General features: G+C 67.2%; 14 protein-coding genes. 2 read left to right on the forward strand and 12 right to left on the reverse strand.

What is annotated here, in order from left to right:
- Position 1 precedes the first annotated feature (1 nt).
- From ACODS9_RS02150 to ACODS9_RS02175, 6 genes are all read right to left on the reverse strand, one after another.
- Positions 2 to 622, reverse strand: coding sequence for a lysophospholipid acyltransferase family protein (locus tag ACODS9_RS02150; protein WP_489093140.1), 621 nt, complete (start codon positions 620 to 622; stop codon positions 2 to 4).
- Positions 623 to 628: 6 nt separating this feature from the next.
- Positions 629 to 1,048 (reverse strand): hypothetical protein, encoded by a 420-nt coding sequence (locus ACODS9_RS02155; protein ID WP_489093141.1) that lies wholly within the window; start codon positions 1,046 to 1,048, stop codon positions 629 to 631.
- On the reverse strand, positions 1,045 to 2,391 hold the full coding sequence (locus ACODS9_RS02160; RefSeq protein ID WP_489093142.1) for a phosphatase PAP2/dual specificity phosphatase family protein: 1,347 nt from the start codon (positions 2,389 to 2,391) through the stop codon (positions 1,045 to 1,047). Before ACODS9_RS02160 ends, ACODS9_RS02155 begins: the two co-directional genes overlap by 4 nt.
- Positions 2,391 to 4,145 (reverse strand): bifunctional alpha/beta hydrolase/class I SAM-dependent methyltransferase, encoded by a 1,755-nt coding sequence (locus tag ACODS9_RS02165; protein WP_489093143.1) that lies wholly within the window; start codon positions 4,143 to 4,145, stop codon positions 2,391 to 2,393. The genes ACODS9_RS02160 and ACODS9_RS02165 overlap by 1 nt, the downstream gene beginning before the upstream one ends.
- Positions 4,146 to 4,175: 30 nt before the next feature.
- Positions 4,176 to 4,781, reverse strand: coding sequence for a CDP-alcohol phosphatidyltransferase family protein (locus ACODS9_RS02170; RefSeq protein ID WP_367857183.1), 606 nt, complete (start codon positions 4,779 to 4,781; stop codon positions 4,176 to 4,178).
- Positions 4,782 to 4,905: 124 nt separating this feature from the next.
- Complete coding sequence (locus ACODS9_RS02175; protein ID WP_401111561.1) at positions 4,906 to 6,243, reverse strand: MATE family efflux transporter; 1,338 nt, start codon at positions 6,241 to 6,243, stop codon at positions 4,906 to 4,908.
- Between the two features lie 155 nt (positions 6,244 to 6,398).
- Between ACODS9_RS02175 and ACODS9_RS02180 the strand changes: the two genes are divergently transcribed.
- Entirely contained in the window at positions 6,399 to 11,303 is a 4,905-nt protein-coding gene (locus ACODS9_RS02180) for an alpha-2-macroglobulin (protein WP_489093144.1), read from the forward strand.
- 85 nt (positions 11,304 to 11,388) lie between these two features.
- Here ACODS9_RS02180 and ACODS9_RS02185 read toward each other — a convergent pair whose 3' ends face one another.
- Entirely contained in the window at positions 11,389 to 11,682 is a 294-nt protein-coding gene (locus ACODS9_RS02185) for a hypothetical protein (RefSeq protein ID WP_023631497.1), read from the reverse strand.
- 68 nt (positions 11,683 to 11,750) lie between these two features.
- Between ACODS9_RS02185 and pbpC the strand changes: the two genes are divergently transcribed.
- Positions 11,751 to 14,099 (forward strand): peptidoglycan glycosyltransferase PbpC, encoded by a 2,349-nt coding sequence (gene pbpC, locus ACODS9_RS02190; protein ID WP_489093145.1) that lies wholly within the window; start codon positions 11,751 to 11,753, stop codon positions 14,097 to 14,099.
- 15 nt (positions 14,100 to 14,114) lie between these two features.
- Here pbpC and ACODS9_RS02195 read toward each other — a convergent pair whose 3' ends face one another.
- The 5 genes from ACODS9_RS02195 to ACODS9_RS02215 all read right to left on the reverse strand — a co-directional run bounded on the left by ACODS9_RS02195 (position 14,115) and on the right by ACODS9_RS02215 (position 19,423).
- Entirely contained in the window at positions 14,115 to 14,552 is a 438-nt protein-coding gene (locus ACODS9_RS02195; protein WP_489093146.1) for a cupin domain-containing protein, read from the reverse strand.
- A gap of 108 nt (positions 14,553 to 14,660) precedes the next feature.
- Positions 14,661 to 15,560, reverse strand: coding sequence for a LysR family transcriptional regulator (locus ACODS9_RS02200; protein ID WP_489093147.1), 900 nt, complete (start codon positions 15,558 to 15,560; stop codon positions 14,661 to 14,663).
- Between the two features lie 58 nt (positions 15,561 to 15,618).
- Positions 15,619 to 16,704, reverse strand: coding sequence for a tRNA (uridine(54)-C5)-methyltransferase TrmA (trmA, locus tag ACODS9_RS02205; RefSeq protein WP_046857216.1), 1,086 nt, complete (start codon positions 16,702 to 16,704; stop codon positions 15,619 to 15,621).
- Positions 16,701 to 17,996 (reverse strand): NCS2 family permease, encoded by a 1,296-nt coding sequence (locus tag ACODS9_RS02210; RefSeq protein ID WP_038707321.1) that lies wholly within the window; start codon positions 17,994 to 17,996, stop codon positions 16,701 to 16,703. Before ACODS9_RS02210 ends, trmA begins: the two co-directional genes overlap by 4 nt.
- A gap of 206 nt (positions 17,997 to 18,202) precedes the next feature.
- Positions 18,203 to 19,423 (reverse strand): MFS transporter, encoded by a 1,221-nt coding sequence (locus ACODS9_RS02215; RefSeq protein WP_102684554.1) that lies wholly within the window; start codon positions 19,421 to 19,423, stop codon positions 18,203 to 18,205.
- Between the last annotated feature and the right edge of the window lie 112 nt (positions 19,424 to 19,535).

Consider the following 19,535-nt stretch of genomic DNA (forward strand, 5'->3'; position numbering starts at 1 on the left):
CTCAGGCTTCCTTCGGGGCCAGGTTCAGCAGGGCCTGGCGGGCCCGCTCGAGAAAGGCGTGCTTGGCTTCGTCCGGCTGCAGGTGCAGCGGCTCGCCGAAACTCAGGGTGCACAGTAGCGGCAACGGTAGGGCGCGCCCCTTGGGCATGACCCGGTTGAGGTTGGCGATCCACACCGGCACCAGCTCCACCTGCGGGTTGGCCGAGGCCAGGTGGAACAGGCCGCTCTTGAACGGCAGCAGCGCGTCATCGGTGAGGTTGCGCGTGCCTTCCGGGAAGAAGATCAGCGAGTCACCCTGGGCAAAGGCGTCGAGCACCGGTTGCAGTGGGTTGCCCTCGCTGGCCTGCTGGCGATCGATCAGCACGCCGTTGAACACCTGGCGGATGAGGAAATCGCGGATGCCCGGCTTGCACCAGTAGTCGGCGCCGGCCACTGGCCGGGTGCGGCGGCGCAGCGGCTCGGGCAGCGCGGCCCAGAGCAGCACGAAGTCGCCGTGGCTGCTGTGGTTGGCGAAGTACAGGCGCTGCACCGGTTGCGGCGTGCAGCCCAGCCACAGGGCGCGGGCACCGGTGATCAGGCGGGCGGCGGAGGTGATGACGAAGGCAGTCAGGCTGGCGAGCATCGAGGGTTATCCGGTGAAGGGGAGGGTAACGGCGAGCAGCACCTGCGCGGCCAGGCACAAGGCCTGACGGCGCAGCAGGGCCAGGGCGGCCTCGCTGCGCGCAGGCCAGCCGCGTGGATCGTCGGCGGTCGGTTTCAGGCGCAGTTCGAACAGGGCACGGTCCAGGGCCTGGGTATCGGCGGGCAGGTCGTCGCGGGTGGCGAGCCGGGCGAACAGCTCGGCATCCAGGGCAACGCGTATGGCCCAGTACTTGTGTGCCAGGCCAAGCGCCAGCAACGCTGCGCAGAACACCCGGGGCAGCGCTGGCAACGGTACGCCCAGCATGGGCGCCAGGCTGCAGGCCAGGGCCAGCAAGGTGATGCCGTCGGACCAGCGCTCCAGTTGGCGACCACGGGCGAGCAGGCTGGCGACGATGAGCAGGTTCATGGCCGTGTCTCCAGCGGCCGCAGGGCCTGGCGGTGGGCTGGATGCAATACCACGCCGGGGCGCGCCTGGCGGATCAGTGTTTCGGCATGCGAGATTGCCTTGCAGCGGCCGCTGACCACCAGCCAGGCGGCGACCGCGCTGGCGCTGCGTGAATAGCCGAGTGCGCAGCAGACCAGTACCGGGCCGTGCTGGCGCAGGTGTTCGATAGCCTCGGCAGCTCGCTGCAAGGTCTGCGTGTCAGGGGCGATCAGGTCCAGTGACGGCAGATTCAGGTAGGACTGCGAAGCCTGTGGCGTCTGCTCGTGGGAGCGCGCTTGCCCCGCGATGAGGACCCGGCAGGCGAACTCCGCGCTGAGGTCGATCACCGCCGGGAACTGCACCGCATCGCCTGCGCCCGGTACACGCCCGAGGTACACCCCCTCGCACACCTCATCCGCCTGCGGGTGCCGCCAGGTCCACAGCCTTGAATTGATCCAGGCCGCAATCAGGTAAGGCGCCAGCAATGCCGTCGCCGCGACCGACAGCCGGCCATCGCTGCCTTTCTGGAAACCTTGCGCCCCGAACAGCGCATAGTTCAACGCTACCAACAGCAGTGAAGCCGCAGGCCAGAGCAGCCACAAGGCGGTGTGCCCCAGCTTGAACCCGAGCACCGCCAGCACCAGCGCGCCCAGTCCATAACGCAGCGCCAGCCGCCAGCGTTTGGGATCGCGTGCCAGGCGCGCCTGCTGCCAGGGCAACGGCCCTTGTTGCGGCCACAGCCACAGGCAGACGAACCCGGCCAACGCTCCGGTCGGTACATCGATGAAGTGATGCTGCCAGGTGCTCAGGACCGACAGCCCGATCAGCCCCATCCAGCCGTGCACCAGCCAGCGCCAGGCTGGATGCCGCGTATGGCGGGTGAACATCGTCCAGATGATCACCAACAGCGCGATATGCAGCGAAGGCGCCTGGTTGTAGGGCTTGTCGAAGCCCATCAGCACATCGAACAGCCAGCCGAACAGCCCCGACAGCTCGGGGCGCTCGAAGGTGAAGCGTAGCGGCCAGAGCAGGAAGCAGGCCACGCAGATCACCTGTGCCGTGAGCAAGGCCAGGGCATGTCGGTCCATCTCGCGACGTGTACGCGGCAGCAGGAACGACAACCCGTACAGCAGGTCGATCGACCAGTACGGGATGATCGTCCACGGCCACAGCGGCATGTGCCGTTCCCAGGCGAACACCAGGCTGCCGATATCGTCGCGCCCTGCCGTGTAGGAGTTGGCCAGGCCGTAGCTGAGGAAAAACAACGGTCCGAGCAGCAACAGCCAGAGCACGCCGCGGCGGATCAGCCCGGTTTCACGGGCCATCAGCGCACCCGCTGCGCCAGGCTGACGCTGAAGATGCCCCATTCATCGATGCGCTGGGTGATCTTGCGGAACCCTGCGGCCTCGACCAACTGATCCATCTCTGCCTGGCTGCGTCGGCGCATCACCCAGGCCTGGCCGCCGCGGTGGCTGGTCAGGGCGCGGGCGATCATCTCCAGCTGCGGATGCCAGGGCTGGCCGGTGTAGACCAGATAGCCGCCGTCCTCGACGGCATCGGCCAGGCCCGCCAGCGAATTGCCGACCAGCTCGTTGCTGGCGAACAGCTCGTAGAGGCCCGAGACCACCGCGAGGGTGGGGCGTGGGGTGAGGCTGGCCAGGCTTTGCCGATCGAAGGCATCGCCCTGGACGAAGCGGGCGATCTCGCCGAAGCCTTTTTCGCTGATCAGTGCGTTGCCCTGTTGCACGTTCAGCTCGCTGTAGTCGCGCAGCAGGATCGAGTCGGGCAGTTGCTGCAGGCCTTGCAAGGCCTCAAGGATATAGCGGCCATGGCCGGCGGCGATATCGACGATATGGACCGGACGCTGCTGCTCGCGCAACCGGGCGATGGCCAGGCGCAACAGCTCCTCGACGTTCAGCTTGCGCTGGCGGATACCGCGCCAGCCGATGGCGTCCAGGTAGTTCCGGTCGACCAGCTCGCCCAACCGGCCTTTGCCGGTTGGTGTGTTGCGATAGATGTAGTCGAGGGTCGAGCCGGAGTCGAAGCCGGTGTCGAAGCCCAGTTTCACCCCCTCGGAAAGGCCCTTGCCCAGCCGTAGGCCGGCGCGGGTGGCGCGCCAGTAGAGGTCGCGTGGCGAATGGCGTGGCAACGGCGCAGCCAGGCTCTCGGCCTCGGCGCAGCTGGCGCCGCTCCTGTCGGCGTCCAACAAGGAAGGGCGCGCTGGCGGCGCGTCGAAGCAGTGCTCGACGAAGCGTTCGATCCGCGCCAGGGCGTGGGCACGGTCGCGCTCGCCAAGGGTGTCATGGAAGAAGCCGGGCAGGATGTGCTTTTCCTTGCGTGCGCTGCCCAGGCTATCGAAGAACTGCTCCTGCGGCTTGCGCTCGACCACCAGGTCCGCGCCGGAGATCAGCAATTGCGTCGGCACCTGGATTGCCTGGGCGTCGGCCACCACGCGGTCGGCGGCGTCATACAGGCCCAGCAGCATGGTGACCGAAATGGGCCGGCTGATCAGCGGGTCGGCGACATACGACATGACCCGCTCCGGATCATGGGTCAGCAGGCGCGGCTTGACGTAGCTGTTGACGAAGAAGTTGCCGCGCAGGGCCTTCATCAGCTTCAGCCCGGGGCGGGCGAAGGGCACGTAGAGCTTGACCTTGAACGCTGGCGAGGCCAGCACCAGGCAGCGCACCCTGGGCGCATAGTCGTGGGCCCAGGTGGCGATCAGCACCGCGCCGACGCTTTGCGCCAGCACCACCATATCGGGTTCTGCGATGCCATGCTGGGCCTGGAGGTGCTCGATGAAGGTCTGCACGTCGCGCACGCTTGTGGCGAAGCCCGGGCTGTCGCCGCGTGCTCCTGGCGATTGGCCATGGCCGCGGGCGTCCCAGGCGAAGAAATCATAACCGGGCATGTTCAGTTCGTCGGCCAGGTGGGCCATGCGCCCGCCGTGCTCGTGGCCGCGGTGGAACATCACCACGGCGCGGCGTGGTTGATGCTCGTTGCGCGTGGCGGGCCAGTGGCGATAGTGCAGCTCGACGCCGTCATGGGTGCAGAAATGCAGCGATTGCGCTTGGCGCATGGCGAATATCCTTGTCCGGCAGCGAGGGGCTCAGCGGGTTTCGGCCAGGCCGTGGCGAACCCGGTTGTACAGGGTATAGAGCGAGAGCAGCAGGATCACCAGCAGAAGGCCATTGATCCAGCTCGCGGCCAGCAGCCCGAACGCCACGCCTGTGCCCAGCACGCCGAAGGCGAAGGCCCGGTCGCTCTTGCCCATCGGCCCATCGTAGCGGCGTGACGCGCCCGCCAGCGGGCCCATTACCCCGGCGTATTCGCTGATCACGGCGAACACCACCACCAGCACCACCAGTGTCGGCGAAACGCCGGGCAGCAGGGCGAACGGCAGGTACAGCGCGGTGTCGGCGATCACGTCGCACAGTTCATTGAGGTAGGCGCCGAGCCTGGACTGCTGGCCGAACTCGCGGGCGAGCATGCCGTCGACCGCGTTCAGCGCCATGCGCAGCAGCATCCACAGCGGTATCAGGATGAACAGCCAGGTGACCTGGTGCTGCCAGGCGAGCAGCAGTCCAAGGACGATGGAGACCGCCGCGGCGGCGACGGTGACCTGGTTGGCGGTGACGCCACGCTCGTACAGGCGTTGCACCGAAGGGCGCAGCAGCGCCTGGAAGCGGGGTTTGAGCTGGTAGATGGATGGCACGGCGAATTCCCTGTCATGGTGCGGCATGGCCGCGATTGTGGGGAATCAGGCCGGGCGCAGGCAAGGGGGCAGGTGAGGGCTTTCTCCTGGTTTCGTGACGCAGCGCTGCAAAGCGGCGCCGCTCTCAGCGAATCCAGCGGTCGCGCTGCTGCAAACGCCACCCCAGCCACCCCAGCGTCACCGCCCGCAGCATCATGAAGCCGAGGAACGCCCACCACAGCCCATGGTTGCCGAACCCGCGCATGGCAAGCGCCAGGGGCAGCGCGACCGCCACCGACAGCAGCATCGCATTGCGCATCTCGCGTGCCCGCGTCGCGCCGATGAACAGGCCGTCGAGCAGGTAGCTCCACACGGCTACCAATGGCAGTACCGCCAGATAAGGCAGATAGGGATACGCGGCTTCGCGCACACTGGCAATGTCGGTCTGCAGGTCGATGAACAGGTGCCCACCCAGTAAAAACAGCACGGCGAACACCAGGCTGACGATCAGTGACCAGCCGCAGGCCACCACCAGTGCCTGCTTCAGGGCACTGCGGTCACGGGCGCCGATGGCATGGCCGCACAGGGCCTCGACCGCATGGGCCAGGCCATCGAGGGCATAGGCGGTGAGCATCAGCCCATTGAGCAGCAGGGCATTGGCCGCCACCGTCGCCTCGCCCAGGCGCGCACCCTGCACGGTGAGCAGCAGGAACACCAGTTGCAGGGCCAGGCTGCGCAGGAAGATGTCGCGGTTGACCGCCAGCAGTGGCCGCCAGCTCTGCCAGCGTTTCAACGCGGCCCAGGCGACCTGCCCGGGGTAGGCGCGCAAGGCCGGGCGGGTGAGGGCCAGGCCGAGCAGGGCAGCGCTCCATTCGGCGATCACCGAGGCCCGCGCCGAGCCGACTACCCCCCAGTCCAGGCCAAGCACGAACCACAGGTTCAGGGCGATGTTGAGCAGGTTGGTGGTCAGCAGGATCGCCAGCGGCGCCCGGGCGTTCTGGGTGCCGAGGAACCAGCCGACCAGGGCATAGCTGGCCAGTGCTGCCGGCAGGCCGAGCAGGCGGGTGTGGAAGAAGGCTTCGGTCGAGGCATGCAACGCCTCGCTGGGCTGCATCGCCTGCAGTGCCAGCTGGCTGAAGGGCAGGGCCAGCAGGCCGATCAGCACGGCGAAAGCCAGCGCCAGCAGCAGCCCCTGCACCAGCACCTGGCGCAGCGCGGCGCCGTCGGCGCGGCCGGCGGCCTGGGCGGCGAAGCCGGTGGAGCCCATGCGCAGGAAGCCCAGCAGACCAACCATGAAGGTGAACAGCGTGGCGCCGACGGCCACCGCGCCCAACTGATGGGCATGGGGCAGGTGGCCGATCACCGTGCTGTCGACCAGCGCCACCAGCGGCACCGAGATGTTGGACAGGATCATCGGCGCGGCCAGGGCCCAGACCTTGTGGTGGGTGGAGCGGTTACGCCAGGCGGTGGACAGTGAAGACATGCGGGCTCCTGCGTGATTGCGCAACGGATTGTACCGGCCCGGCAACCTATTGGCGCGAACACGGTCTCACTTGCCGCGCATCGCCAGGAAAGCCTCGAGCCGTTGCGCTATAGTTGCCCCCCTCACGTACACGCTGCCGAAGAGTTCTCTCTCAAATGCTCAACAAAGGATTGTTGCTGGCCTGCGCGCTGGCCCTGCTCAGTGCCTGTGATTCTTCCACCCCGGACAAGCCATCGGCGACTGCCGCTGACGCCGCTGCCGTCGCGCCCGTCGAAACCCGGACGGCCAAGCGCGAAGATCCGGCAGTGCTCGCCAAGCGCTATGCCGGCCGCGAGTTGACCGTGCTGGACGTCTCGGAAGTGCAGCTCGACGGCGCCAGCACCCTGTCGGTCAGCGTCTCCGCGCCGCTGGACGCCAACCAGGACTTCGCCGGCAAGTTGCACCTGATCGACACCGTCAAGGGCAAGGTCGACGGCGCCTGGGAACTCTCCGACAACCAGATGGAACTGCGCCTGCGCCACCTGGAGCCGCAGCGCAAGATGGTCCTGACCATCGACAAGGGCCTGCTCTCGGTCAACGGCAACCAGCTGCAGGCCGAATCGGTCAGCCGCTTCGAGACCCGCGACATGCAGGCCACGGTGGGCTTCGCCAGCCGCGGTTCGCTGCTGCCCACGCGCCTGGCCGAAGGCCTGCCGGTGATTGCCCTGAACGTCGACAAGGTCGATGTCGAGTTCTTCCGCATCAAGCCGGACATGCTCTCGAGTTTCCTGGTCAACTGGGGGCGCAACAGCAGCCTGTACTACTACCAGTCCAAGGAAACCCTGGAGATGGCCGAGCTGGTCTACAGCGGCCGTTTCGACCTCAACCCGGCGCGCAATACCCGCGAAACCGTGCTGTTGCCGATCGCTGGGATCAAGCCGTTGCAGGAGCCAGGCGTGTACCTGGCGGTGATGCGTGCCTCGGGCACCTATGACTACTCGCAGCCGGCGACCCTGTTCACCCTGAGTGACATCGGCGTCTCGGCGCACCGCTATCGCGATCGCCTGGACGTGTTCACCCAGGCCCTCGAGGGCGGCAAGGCGCTCAAGGACGTCACCCTCGAGCTGCACGACGACAAGGGCAAGCTGCTGGCCCAGGCCAAGACCGACGGCGACGGCCATGCGCAGCTGCCGATCACCGCCAAGGCCGATACACTGATCGCCACCCAGGGTGTGCACACCACCCTGTTGCGCCTGAACACCGCGGCGCTGGACCTGGCCGAGTTCGACATCACCGGGCCCCAGGCCAACCCGCTGCAGTTCTTCATCTTTGGCCCCCGTGACCTCTATCGCCCAGGCGAGACCGTGCTGCTCAACGGCCTGTTGCGCGACCAGGATGGCAAGCCGGTCAAGGCCCAGCCGGTGAACGTGGAAGTACGCCGCCCCGATGAGCAGGTCAGCCGCAAGTTCGTCTGGGAGGCCGACCAGAACGGCCTGTTCCAGTACCAGCTGCAACTGGCCAGCGAAGCGCCGACCGGCCGCTGGCAGTTGCTGCTCGACATGGGCGGTGGCCGCAAGCAGGTCTACGAATTCCTTGTCGAGGACTTCCTCCCCGAGCGCCTGGCGCTGGAGCTCAAAGGCAGTGCCGCGCCGCTGGCGCCGGACCAGACCGCCACGATCCAGGTCAATGGTCGCTATCTCTATGGTGCGCCCGCCGCCGGCAACCGTCTCAGTGGCCAGGCCTACGTGCGTCCGTTGCGTGAAGCGGTGAAGGCGCTGCCGGGCTATCAGTTCGGCGCGGTCACCGAGACCGAGCTGAACCAGGACCTGGAACTGGACGAAGTCACCCTCGACCAGAACGGCAAGGCCCGCATCGACATCGAAAGTCGCTGGGCTGAAGCCCGCTCGCCGCTGCAACTGACCGTGCAAGCCAGCCTGCAGGAGTCCGGTGGTCGGCCGATCACCCGGCGCCTGGAGCAGCCGATCTGGCCAGCCGAGCGCCTGCCGGGCCTGCGCGGCCTGTTCGACGGCGAAGAAACCGATGGCGACGGCCCGGTGGAGTTCGAGTTCCTGGTGGCTGACCGCAACGGCAAGAAACTGGCCGCCGACAACCTGAAGGTACGGCTGATCCGCGAGCGCCGCGACTACTACTGGAACTACTCGCAGAGCGATGGCTGGAGCTACAACTACAACGAGAAATTCCTCACCCAGGCTGAAGAAACCGTCAGCGTGAAGGCAGGTTCCACCGCCAAGCTGAACTTCCAGGTGGAGTGGGGCCCGTACCGCGTCGAGGTGGAAGACCCGCAGACCGGTCTGGTCTCCAGCGCCCGCTTCTGGGCCGGCTACCGCGCCCAGGACAACGCCGAGGGCGGCGCCGTGCGCCCCGACCAGGTGAAGATCGCCCTGGACAAGCCAGCCTTCAAGGAAGGCGGCACCGCCAAGGTCACCGTCACCCCGCCGGCCGCCGGCAGCGGCTACCTGATGATCGAGTCCGCCGACGGCCCGCTGTGGTGGCAGGAAATCGAGGTGCCGGCCGAGGGCAAGACCTTCGATGTCGAACTGGACAAGAAGTGGGCGCGCCACGACCTGTACATCAGCGCCCTGGTGATCCGCCCGGGTGAGCGCAAGGCCAACGCCACGCCGAAACGTGCCGTGGGCGTGCTGCACCTGCCGCTGGACCGCGCCGAGCGCAAGCTGGCCGTGTCGCTGCAGGCACCGGAGAAAATGCGGCCCAAGCAACCGCTGACCGTCAAGGTCAAGGCGGTCAACGCCGATGGCAGCGTGCCCAAGCAGGTGCATGTATTGTTGTCGGCGGTGGACGTGGGCATCCTCAACATCACCGACTTCAAGACCCCCGATCCGTTCGCCAGCCTGTTCGGCCGCAAGGCCTATGGCGCCGACCAGCTGGACATCTATGGCCAGTTGATCGAAGCCGGCCAGGGCCGCCTGGCCAGCCTGGCCTTCGGCGGTGACGCCGCCATGGCCAAGGGCGGCAAGCGCCCGAACACCACGGTGACCATCGTTGCCCAGCAGAGCCTGCCGGTCACCCTCGATGAAAAAGGCGAGGGCCAGGCCAGCGTCGATATCCCTGACTTCAACGGTGAACTGCGCCTGATGGCCCAGGCCTGGACCGAGGAACACTTCGGCATGGCCGAAGGCAAGACCGTGGTCGCCGCGCCGCTGATCGCCGAGCTGTCCGCGCCGCGCTTCCTCGCCGGTGGCGACCAGACCCGCCTGGCGCTGGACCTGGCCAACCTGTCCGGCCGCGATCAGCAACTGAGCGTGCAGGTGTCCAGCGAAGGCCAACTGAGCCTGGTCGGTGGCGCGCAGCAGAACTTCAGCCTCGCCGAAGGTCAGCGCACCACCCTGATGATTCCGGTGCAGGCCCAGGGTGGCCTGGGCCAGGGCAAGGTCCGCGTGCAGGTCAACGGCCTGCAGCTGCCGGGTGAGCCGGCCAGTACCTTCGAGCGTGAGTGGACCCTGGGTATTCGCCCGGCCTACCCGGCGATGCTCAAGCACTACCGCGTGGCCCTCAAGGACCAGCCCTGGAGCCTGCCCGACAGCGACCTGGCCGAGTTCGAGCCTGCGGGCCTGGAGGCCAGCCTGGCGTTGTCGAGCCGCCCACCGCTGAACCTTGCCGAGCAGATCCGCGCCCTGGAAGCCTACCCCTACGGCTGCCTGGAGCAGACCACCAGTGGCCTGTACCCGTCGCTGTATGCCGATGCCGACAGCCTCAAGCGCCTGGGCATCAAGGGTGAGCCGGCCGATGTGCGCAAGCGCAAGATCGAGATGGGCATCGAGCACCTGCTGGGCATGCAGCGCTACAACGGCAGCTTCGGCCTGTGGAGCTCGGACAGCGAGGAGGAATACTGGCTGACCGCCTACGTCACCGACTTCCTGCTGCGCGCCCGCGAGCAAGGCTACGGCGTACCGGCCGAGGCGCTGAAGAAGGCCAGCGAGCGCCTGCTGCGCTATGTGCAGGAGCGCAACCTGATCGAAGTCGACTACAGCCAGAACGCCGACCACACCCGCTTCGCCGTGCAGGCCTACGCCGGCCTGGTGCTGGCGCGCAGCCAACAGGCGCCGCTGGGCGCCTTGCGCAGCCTGTTCGAGCGTCGCGCCGACGCCCGCTCCGGTTTGCCGCTGGTGCAACTGGCGGTGGCGCTGGACAAGATGGGCGACAAGCAGCGTTCGCAGCAGGCGCTGCAGGCGGGCCTGGCGGTCACCCGCGGCAAAGGCTGGCTGGCCGACTACGGCAGCGCCCTGCGTGACCAGGCGTTGATCCTGTCCCTGCTGCAGGAGAACAACCTGGCCGCCAATCAGGTCGACCAGCGCCTGTTCGGCCTGTCCGACGAGTTGGCCGCCAACCGTTGGCTGTCCACCCAGGAGCGCAACGCGCTGTTCCTTGCCGGCCGTGGCCTGCTGGGCAAGCCGGAGGGCAACTGGAAGGCCCGCCTGGACAGCGCCGGAGAGGTCCGCGAGTTCGACAACAATGACTCGGGCATGAAGCTCGAGGGCCCGCTGCTGGCCTCGCCATTGACCGTGCAGAACCAGGGTGGCGAGACCCTGTACCAGCAGCTGACCCTGTCCGGCTACCCGCGCCATGCTCCGGTCGCCAGCGGCAATGGCATGGAAATCCGCCGCGAGTACCTGGGCATGAATGGCCAGACGCTGGATGTGCGCAACCTGCGCAGCGGTGACCTGGTGCTGGTGCACCTGGCGCTCAAGGCCCAGGACCAAGTGCCCGACGCCCTGGTGGTGGACCTGCTGCCGGCAGGCCTGGAGCTGGAGAACCAGAACCTGGCGCAGAGCGCCGCCAGCCTGGACAACGCCAGCAGCGCGGTGAAGCAGTGGCGCGAGTCGATGCAGAACGCCAGCGTGGCGCACCAGGAGTATCGCGACGACCGCTACGTGGCCGCGCTCAAGCTCGACAGCTACGGCACTACCCACCTGCTGTACCTGGCCCGTGCGGTGACACCGGGCAGCTACCGCATTCCGCCACCGCAGGTGGAGTCGATGTACCGGCCCAACCTGCAGGCGATTGGTGATAGCCAGGGTGAGATGATTGTAAGAGCTCGCTGACCCTCAAGCTGCAAGCTACAAGAGAAAGCAGTCGATGCAGGCTGCTTTCAACTTGCCGCTTGCAGCTCCAAGCTTGCAGCTGCTTTCAATGCACCACCCAGCTCAACACCCACAACCCCAGCAACGCCCAGATGATCCCGAGGATGATCGATGCGCGCATAAATGCGCGGACCGCCGAGTACAGCAACATCAGGCCGACGATAAGCGCCAGGATGCTTACCAGCGAGGTGTCCATTCCCAGCGTGCGCGCCAGGCCATCGATGAAATTGCCACCGGCGTTGGCCAGCAGGTTGAACAACCCGCTCAAGCCATCGACGATGAACCGGATCACCGAACCCAGTGCCTGGCCCAGCCATTCGAAAAAACCTTCTACATGCATAGTCGCTTCCTGATCAACGAATCGGCGATTCCCAGCCTTTGGCCATCACCTGGCCCGGTCGGTTCCCGATGCCAAGCTTAGCGCGCTCGCGCCTGACCAGGCTGTTGCGGCGTGTCGCCGTCGGCGTGCTGCTGGGCATGGCCCTGCTGTGGCTGGCCGACCGTATCTGGCCATTGCCCATGCCGGGCGACGACCTGGCGCGGGTGGTGCTGGCCGAGGACGGCACACCGTTGTGGCGCTTCGCCGATGCCGACGGCGTGTGGCGCTATCCGGTCAGCCCGCAGGAAGTCTCGCCGTTGTACCTTGAAGCCCTGCTCGCCTACGAGGACCGCTGGTTCTATCATCACCCCGGCGTCAACCCCATGGCCCTGGCCCGGGCCGCCTGGCTCAACCTGCGTGGCGGGCGGGTGGTGTCCGGCGGCAGCACCTTGTCGATGCAGGTGGCGCGCCTGCTCGACCCGCACGACCGCACCTTGCCCGGCAAGCTGCGCCAGCTGTGGCGCACGGCGCAGCTGGAGTGGCACCTGTCCAAGGACGAGATCTTGCAGCTGTACCTCAACCGGGCGCCGTTCGGCGGCACCTTGCAGGGCGTGGCGGCGGCCAGTTGGGCGTACTTGGGCAAGTCGCCGAAACACCTCACTCCGGCCGAAGCCGCGCTGCTCGCGGTGCTGCCTCAGGCGCCGAGCCGGCTGCGTCCGGACCGCCACCCTGAACGCGCCCAGCGTGCCCGGGACAAGGTGCTGCAGCGCCTGGCCGAGTACCAGGTGTGGCCAGCCCAGCGCATCGACGAGGCGCGTGAGGAGCCGCTGTTGCTGGCGCCACGTCAGGAGCCGGCGCTGGCGCCGCTGCTGGCCCGGCGCCTGAATACCCCGAACAGCCCGCCACTGATCCGCACCACCCTGGACGCCGCCTTGCAGCGGCGCCTCGAAGACCTGCTGCTGGGCTGGCGTGCCCGCCTGCCCGAGCGCACCTCGGCGGCGTTGCTGGTGGTCGAGACCCAGAGCATGGCCGTGCGCGCGTATCTCGGCTCCATCGACTTGAACGATGAGCGCCGCTTCGGTCACGTGGACATGATCCACGCCCTGCGTTCGCCCGGCTCGACCCTCAAGCCGTTCCTCTACGCCATGGCCATGGACGACGGCCTGATCCACTCCGAGTCGCTGTTGCAGGATGTGCCTCGGCGCTACGGCGACTACCGCCCCGGCAACTTCTCCATGGGTTTCAGTGGCCCGGTGTCGGCCAGTTCGGCGCTGGCGCTGTCGCTCAACTTGCCGGCGGTGCAACTGCTCGAGGCCTACGGCCCGAAACGTTTCGCCGCGCAGATGCGCATGGGCGGGATGCCGCTGGTGCTGCCGCCGCTGGCCGAGCCGAACCTGTCGCTGATCCTCGGTGGCGCAGGCAGTCGCCTGGAGGATCTGGTCGGTGGCTATGCCGCGCTGGCTCGTGGAGGGTTGAGCGCGCAGGTACGCCTGCAACCTCAGGACCCGCTGATGGAGCGCCGCTTGCTGTCGCCGGGGTCGGCCTGGATCACCCGGCGCATTCTCAGCGGCCTGGCGCGGCCGGACCGAGACCCCCACGCCGAGCTGGTGCAGCGTCCACAATTGGCCTGGAAGACCGGCACCAGCTACGGCTTTCGCGATGCCTGGTCGGTGGGCGTCGGCCCGCGCTACCTGATCGGCGTGTGGATCGGCCGCCCCGACGGCACACCGGTGCCGGGCCAGTTCGGCCTGGCCTCGGCGGCGCCATTGATGCTGCAGGTGCATGACCTGCTGAGCAACCGCGACAGCCAACGCGGCATCGAAGTGCCGGTCGAGCCGGTGCCGGATTCGGTCGGGGTGGCGGCGATCTGTTGGCCGCTGGGCCAGCCGATGAACCGTCAGGACCCGAACTGCCGTCGGCAACGTTTCGCCTGGACCCTCGACGCCACCACGCCACCGACCTTGCAGGCTGCCGACCAGCCGCTGGGGCTGGGGTTGCGCGAAACGGTGTGGCTCAACGAGCGTGGCTTGCGTGTCGATGCCTCTTGTCCCGGTGCCAAGGCCCATGACGTCGCGCTGTGGCCGGCCCCGCTCGAACCGTGGTTGCCCAGCGCCGAACGCCGGGCAGCGCGACTGCCGGCTGTCGACCCTGCCTGCCCACCGCGGATGGCGGCCAGCGCGCCACCGCTGTCGATCGTCGGGGTGCGGGCCGGCGACAGCCTGCGCCGCCCGGCCACCAGTCATGATCCGCTGCAGGTGCGGGTGTCGGCATTGGGTGGGGCGGGGCGACGCTGGTGGTTCCTCAATGGCCAACCCTTGGGCGAAACCCAAGGGCAGGACAGCCTGCAGGTAAGTTTCGAGCAGGCCGGGCGCATCGAGTTGAGTGCTTTGGATGAAAGCGGCGAGACGGCGCGGGTGGAGTTCCAGGTCAGCGAGTAAGCACGTTGCCCAGGCTCAGCCTTTGACCGGGTTCAGATCGAAGGCACCGGCCTGGTACTGGAACAGCAGGCAATCGGCCGCCGCGGTGCAGCCACTTTCATGCACGAGGTTGGCGGGCAGTTTGTAGTAGGCACCTGCCGGGTACTCCACCCGCTTGCCATCGATGACCGCGTAGAAGGTTCCGCTCAACACCAGGGTCGGCAGGGTCTGGCTATGGGTGTGCAGGCCATTGTCGGTGCCTTTGCGGAATTTTACGTAGGCCGAGTACGGTCCCTTGCCGAACAGGTCGCCTTCGACATTGGCGTAGCTCACCGCGCCGTGGGTGCCGGGCACCTGCTGCCATTTCAGCGCGGCGCTGTCAGGGACCGAGCTCAGGGTGTCGCCTGCGGCGCTGGCGGTGGCGGTAATAGTGGCCAGGGTGAGGCCGGCGAAAATCGTGTGCAGTGCTTTCATGGGGAGGCTCCTTCGCCAAGTGACAATGGGCGAAGGTTAAACAATCAAGTTGTGCACAAATACGTCTTAAATTTGCCATGTCTTGTGCGCTTAAAGCACAAATAAGTTTTACCATCGCGGCTCTGCGTAGTACGCCTGCACGTAGTCGAGCAGCGCCCGTACCTTGGGCGCCACATAGCGGCTTTGCGGGTAGACCGCGTATAGGGTGCGCGAGGGCAGCGACCAATCCGCCAGCACCGGCACCAGGCGCCCGTCGCGCAAGGCATCGTGGGCGATGAAGCGGTCGAAGCTGGCGATCCCCAACCCTCCGACCGCTGCCGCGCGCAGGGCCATCGGTGAGTTGGCGCTCAGGCGCTGGGGCATCAGCAACTCACGGCGCTCGCCAGCGGGGCCGGTCAGTTGCAGGCGTTGTGGGTGCGGCAAGCGGCTGTAGCCGAGCAGCGGGTGGGCAGCCAGGGCGTCGGGGGTGGTCGGCGTGCCGTGGCGCTCCAGGTAGCCGGGAGCGGCCACCAGCACCACCTCGCTGTCCGCCAGCCTGCGGGCTACCAGGCTGGAGTCGGGCAGGTGGTCGGTGACCCTCAGGCAAACATCGATGTCTTCTTCCAGCAGGTCGATGAAGCGGTCGCTGCAATGCAGTTCGACCTGCAATCGCTCGTGACGCCCGACGAAGTCGGGTAGCCAGTGTCCGAGCTCCAGCTCGCCAAAGGCAGTGGCCACACCCAGGCGCAGCGTGCCGCTGGGCTGTTGTTGATGCTCGGACAGTTCAAGGTTCATGGCCTGCATCTGCTCGAGGATCCGCGTGCAGTGGCGATAGAACAGTGCCCCGGCTTCGGTCACTTGCAGGCGCCGGGTGGTGCGGTTGAGCAGTTGCGTGCCGAGATGGCGTTCGAGGTGCTTCACCTGGCGCGACAGCACGGTGTGGGAAACGCCCGCCTGGTGGGCGGCGGCGCTGAAGCTGCCGAGGTCGACGACCCGGCGGAAGGTCTGCATGGCGCTCAACTGGTCCAATGGCACATCACTCCTTGCAGCGAACGGCGGGGCCCTGGTGGCCCCGCGTCGTCGCGGGTCAGCGCCGAACCAGCAGCACCCCGCTTTCCATGTGGTGGGTGTAGGGGAACTGGTCGAACAGCGCGCAGCGTTCGATACGGTGGGTATCGTGCAGCTGGGCGATGTTCTGCGCCAGGGTTTCCGGGTTGCAGGAGATGTACAGGATGCGCTCGAAGCGACGGGTCAGCTCGCAGGTGTCCGGGTCCATGCCGGCGCGCGGCGGATCGACGAACACCGTGCCGAAGTCGTAGCTCTTCAGATCGATGCCTTCCAGACGGCGGAACGGGCGGACCTCGTTCAGGGCCTGGGTCAGCTCTTCGGCCGACAGGCGCACCAGGCGCACGTTGTCCACGCCGTTCTCGTCGAGGTTGTGCAGGGCAGCGTTGACCGAGGTCTTGCTGATCTCGGTGGCCAGTACCTGGCGGGCGCGGGTGGCCAGCGGCAAGGTGAAGTTGCCGTTGCCGCAATACAGCTCGAGCAGGTCGTCCTGGCGCTCGCCCATGGCCTCGAAGGCCCAGCCGAGCATCTTCTGGTTCACCGCGCCGTTAGGCTGAGTGAAGGCACCTTCGGGCTGGCGATAGCTGAAGGTGCGCCCGGCGATGTCGAGCTTCTCCACCGCGTAGTCGCGGCCGATCACCACGCGCTTGCCTTTCGAGCGGCCGACCACGCTGACACCGAGGTCGGCGGCCAACTGCTGCGCGGCGGCCTCCCAGGCCTCGTCCAGCGGGCGGTGGTAGCACAGGGTGATCATCGCATCCCCGGCCAGGGTGGTGAGGAACTCCACCTGGAACAGCCGGTTGTCGAGGTCTTCATTGGCCTGCCAGGCGGCTTTCAGGCGCGGCATCAACGCATTGATGCGCTCGCTGGCGATCGGGAAGTCGTCGATCAGGATGGCCTTGTGCTTCTCGCCCGGGGCGAACATCGCATAGTGACGCTGGCCGCCCTCGCGCCACAGGCGGAACTCGGCGCGCAGGCGGTAGTGCCCGCGCGGCGAGTCGAACACGGCCGGCTCCGGCGCGTCGAACGGGGCCAGCAGGTCGCGCAGGCGGGCGGCCTTGGCCGCCAGTTGCGCGTCGTATTGCGCGGGATCGTAGGCAGCACTCATGCGGGGAACCAACCCAGCTTGATGACGAACAGGATGGACAGGATCACCAGCGCCGGGTTCAGGTCATGGCGACGGCCGGAGATCAGCTTGATGGCGGTCCAGGCGATGAAGCCGAAGGCGATGCCGTTGGCGATCGAGTAGGTCAGCGGCATGGCCAGGGCGGTCACCACCACCGGCGCGGCTTCGGTAACGTCATCCCAGTTGATCTCGGCCAGGCCCGAAGCCATCAGCACGGCGACGAACAGCAGCGCCGGGGCGGTGGCGAAGGCCGGCACGCTGCCGGCCAGCGGGGCGAAGAACAGCGCCAGCAGGAACAGGATGGCGACCACGATGGCGGTCAGGCCGGTGCGCCCGCCGGCGCTCACGCCCGCCGCCGACTCGATGTAGCTGGTGGTGGTGGAGGTGCCCAGCAGCGAACCGGCCATGGCGGCGGTGCTGTCGGCGATCAGGGCGCGGCCCATCTTCGGCATGTGGCCGTCCTTGCCCATCAGGCCGGCGCGCTTGGCCACGCCGATCAGGGTGCCGGAGTTGTCGAACAGGTCGACGAACAGGAAGGCGAAGATCACGCTGATCAGGCCGACGTCCAGGGCGCCAGCGATGTCCAGTTGCAGGAAGGTCGGGGCCAGCGATGGCGGCATCGAGACCACCCCGCCGAACGGCGTGACGCCCAGCGCGATCGCGGCCACGGTCACCGCCAGGATACCGATCAGCACGGCGCCGCGAACCTTCAGCGACTCGAGGGCGACGATCAGGAAGAAGCCCAGGGTGGCGAGGATCGGCGCGGGTTTGCTGAGGTCGCCCAGGCCCACCAGGGTGGCCGGGTTATCGACGACGATGCCGGCGTTATGCAGGGCGATCAGCGCCAGGAACAGGCCGATGCCGGCAGCAATGGCCGAGCGCAGCGGCAGCGGGATGCTGTTCACGATCCATTCGCGGATGCGGAAGATCGACAGCAGGAAGAACAGCACCGCGGAAAGGAACACCGCGCCCAGCGCCACCTGCCAGGTGTGGCCCATGTGCAGGACCACGGTGTAGGTGAAGAAGGCGTTCAGGCCCATGCCCGGCGCCAGGGCGATCGGGTAGTTGGCGATGATGCCCATGGTCACCGAGCCGATGGCCGCGGCCAGGCAGGTGGCGACGAAGAGCGCGCCCTTGTCCATGCCGGTCTCGCCGAGGATGCTCGGGTTGACGAACAGGATGTAGGCCATGGCCAGGAAGGTGGTGACGCCCGCGAGAATCTCGGTGCGCACGTTGGTGTTGTGTGCTTTTAGTTGAAACAGCCTTTCCAGCATGCCTGCTCCCCGGGCGCCCTCGCGCCGTGAATGTATCGACCCCAACAGCAAAGCACAGACCGTACCGGGTGCCGTGGTTTTGTGTGGGGTGGAAAAAAGCCGCGCATCATACCAGCAAGGATGGCGGGGGCCTATGGCCATTGGGGAGAGAGGCCATTCGGGCCCTCTCGCGGGTTTTTCGCCTCGCGAGGGGGCGAACACGGTTTTCAGCCGTTATGCATACGGTCGCGATGGGTCAACGTCGGGAACAGCTTCATCCATACCCCGGTCACCAGCAGCGTGCCCACGCCGCCGAGCACCACCGCCGGGACTGTGCCAAACCAGTGCGCGGTCAGACCCGACTCGAACTCGCCGAGCTGGTTCGAAGCACCGATGAACAGCCCGTTCACCGCGCTTACCCGGCCGCGCATCTCGTCCGGCGTCTCCAGCTGCACGAAGGCGCCGCGGATGACCATGCTGATCATGTCCGCCGCGCCGAGCACCACCAGCACCGCCAGGGAGAACCAGAACGAGGTCGAGAGGCCGAAGGCGATGGTCGCCACGCCGAACACGCCGACCGAGGCGAACATGATCAGGCCTACCTTGCGCTCCACCGGGAAGCGCGCCAGCCACAGCGACATCAGCAGCGCGCCCACTGCCGGTGCCGAGCGCAGCAGGCCCAGGCCCCAGGCGCCGGTGAGCAGGATGTCCTTGGCGAACACTGGCAGCAGCGCGGTGGCGCCGCCCAGCAGCACGGCGAACAGGTCCAGGGAGATGGCGCCGAAGATGTCCGGGCGGCTGCGGATGAAGCGCACCCCGGCCAGCAGCGATTCCAGGTTGGCCCGACCGCGCTGGGGGAGTTGTTGGCGCGCGTCGAGGCTCAGGGTCAGCAGGCAGGCGATGAGGTAGAGGGCCACGGTCGGGCCGTACACCCAGGTACTGCCGAAGGCGTAGAGAAAACCGCCGACCGCCGGGGCGACGATGGTCGCCGACTGGGTGGCCGACGCCGACGCCGCCACGGCCCGTGGGAACAGCCCTGGCGGCACCACGTTGGGCAGCAGCGCCTGGGTCGCCGGCATCTCGAACGAACGGGTGGCGCCGAGCAGGAAGGCGAGGATGAAGATCAGCTCGCGGCTGACGTTGTCGCTGACGCTACCCAGGGCCAGCGCCAGGGCGATCAGCGCCTGCAGGGTCTGGCACAGGGCGGCCACCTTGCGTCGGTCGTAGCGGTCGGCAACATGGCCGGTGTGCAGCATGAACAGCACCCGGGGCGCGAACTCGACCAGCCCGACCAGGCCCAGGTCGAGGACATTTCCGGTCAGTTGGTAGAGGTGCCAGCCAATGGCCACGGTGAGCATCTGGAAGCCGCTGGCGGTGAATACGCGGGCCAGCCAGAAGGCCAGGAAAGGGCGGTGATGACGCAGCAATTGCGGGGCGGAATCGGACATCGGGGGGCTGCAGCCTCGGAGATAGAGGGGCCTGCAGAGTAACATCTGTTTGTAACAAATAGTTGCTGAAAGTCGTGTGGATCAACTCCCGCGACTTCGCAAAAGAGGGTGA

Source organism: Pseudomonas sp. FG36, assembly GCF_057809275.1.

What these genes read in the sequence shown, in the direction of transcription:
- ACODS9_RS02150 (WP_489093140.1), bottom strand. Translation starts at nt 622, where the DNA reads ATGCTCGCCAGCCTGACTGCCTTCGTCATCACCTCCGCCGCCCGCCTG.
- ACODS9_RS02155 (WP_489093141.1), bottom strand. Translation starts at nt 1,048, where the DNA reads ATGAACCTGCTCATCGTCGCCAGCCTGCTCGCCCGTGGTCGCCAACTG.
- ACODS9_RS02160 (WP_489093142.1), bottom strand. Translation starts at nt 2,391, where the DNA reads ATGGCCCGTGAAACCGGGCTGATCCGCCGCGGCGTGCTCTGGCTGTTG.
- ACODS9_RS02165 (WP_489093143.1), bottom strand. Translation starts at nt 4,145, where the DNA reads ATGCGCCAAGCGCAATCGCTGCATTTCTGCACCCATGACGGCGTCGAG.
- ACODS9_RS02175 (WP_401111561.1), bottom strand. Translation starts at nt 6,243, where the DNA reads ATGTCTTCACTGTCCACCGCCTGGCGTAACCGCTCCACCCACCACAAG.
- ACODS9_RS02180 (WP_489093144.1), top strand. Translation starts at nt 6,399, where the DNA reads ATGCTCAACAAAGGATTGTTGCTGGCCTGCGCGCTGGCCCTGCTCAGT.
- ACODS9_RS02185 (WP_023631497.1), bottom strand. Translation starts at nt 11,682, where the DNA reads ATGCATGTAGAAGGTTTTTTCGAATGGCTGGGCCAGGCACTGGGTTCG.
- pbpC (WP_489093145.1), top strand. Translation starts at nt 11,751, where the DNA reads ATGCCAAGCTTAGCGCGCTCGCGCCTGACCAGGCTGTTGCGGCGTGTC.
- ACODS9_RS02195 (WP_489093146.1), bottom strand. Translation starts at nt 14,552, where the DNA reads ATGAAAGCACTGCACACGATTTTCGCCGGCCTCACCCTGGCCACTATT.
- trmA (WP_046857216.1), bottom strand. Translation starts at nt 16,704, where the DNA reads ATGAGTGCTGCCTACGATCCCGCGCAATACGACGCGCAACTGGCGGCC.
- ACODS9_RS02210 (WP_038707321.1), bottom strand. Translation starts at nt 17,996, where the DNA reads ATGCTGGAAAGGCTGTTTCAACTAAAAGCACACAACACCAACGTGCGC.
- ACODS9_RS02215 (WP_102684554.1), bottom strand. Translation starts at nt 19,423, where the DNA reads ATGTCCGATTCCGCCCCGCAATTGCTGCGTCATCACCGCCCTTTCCTG.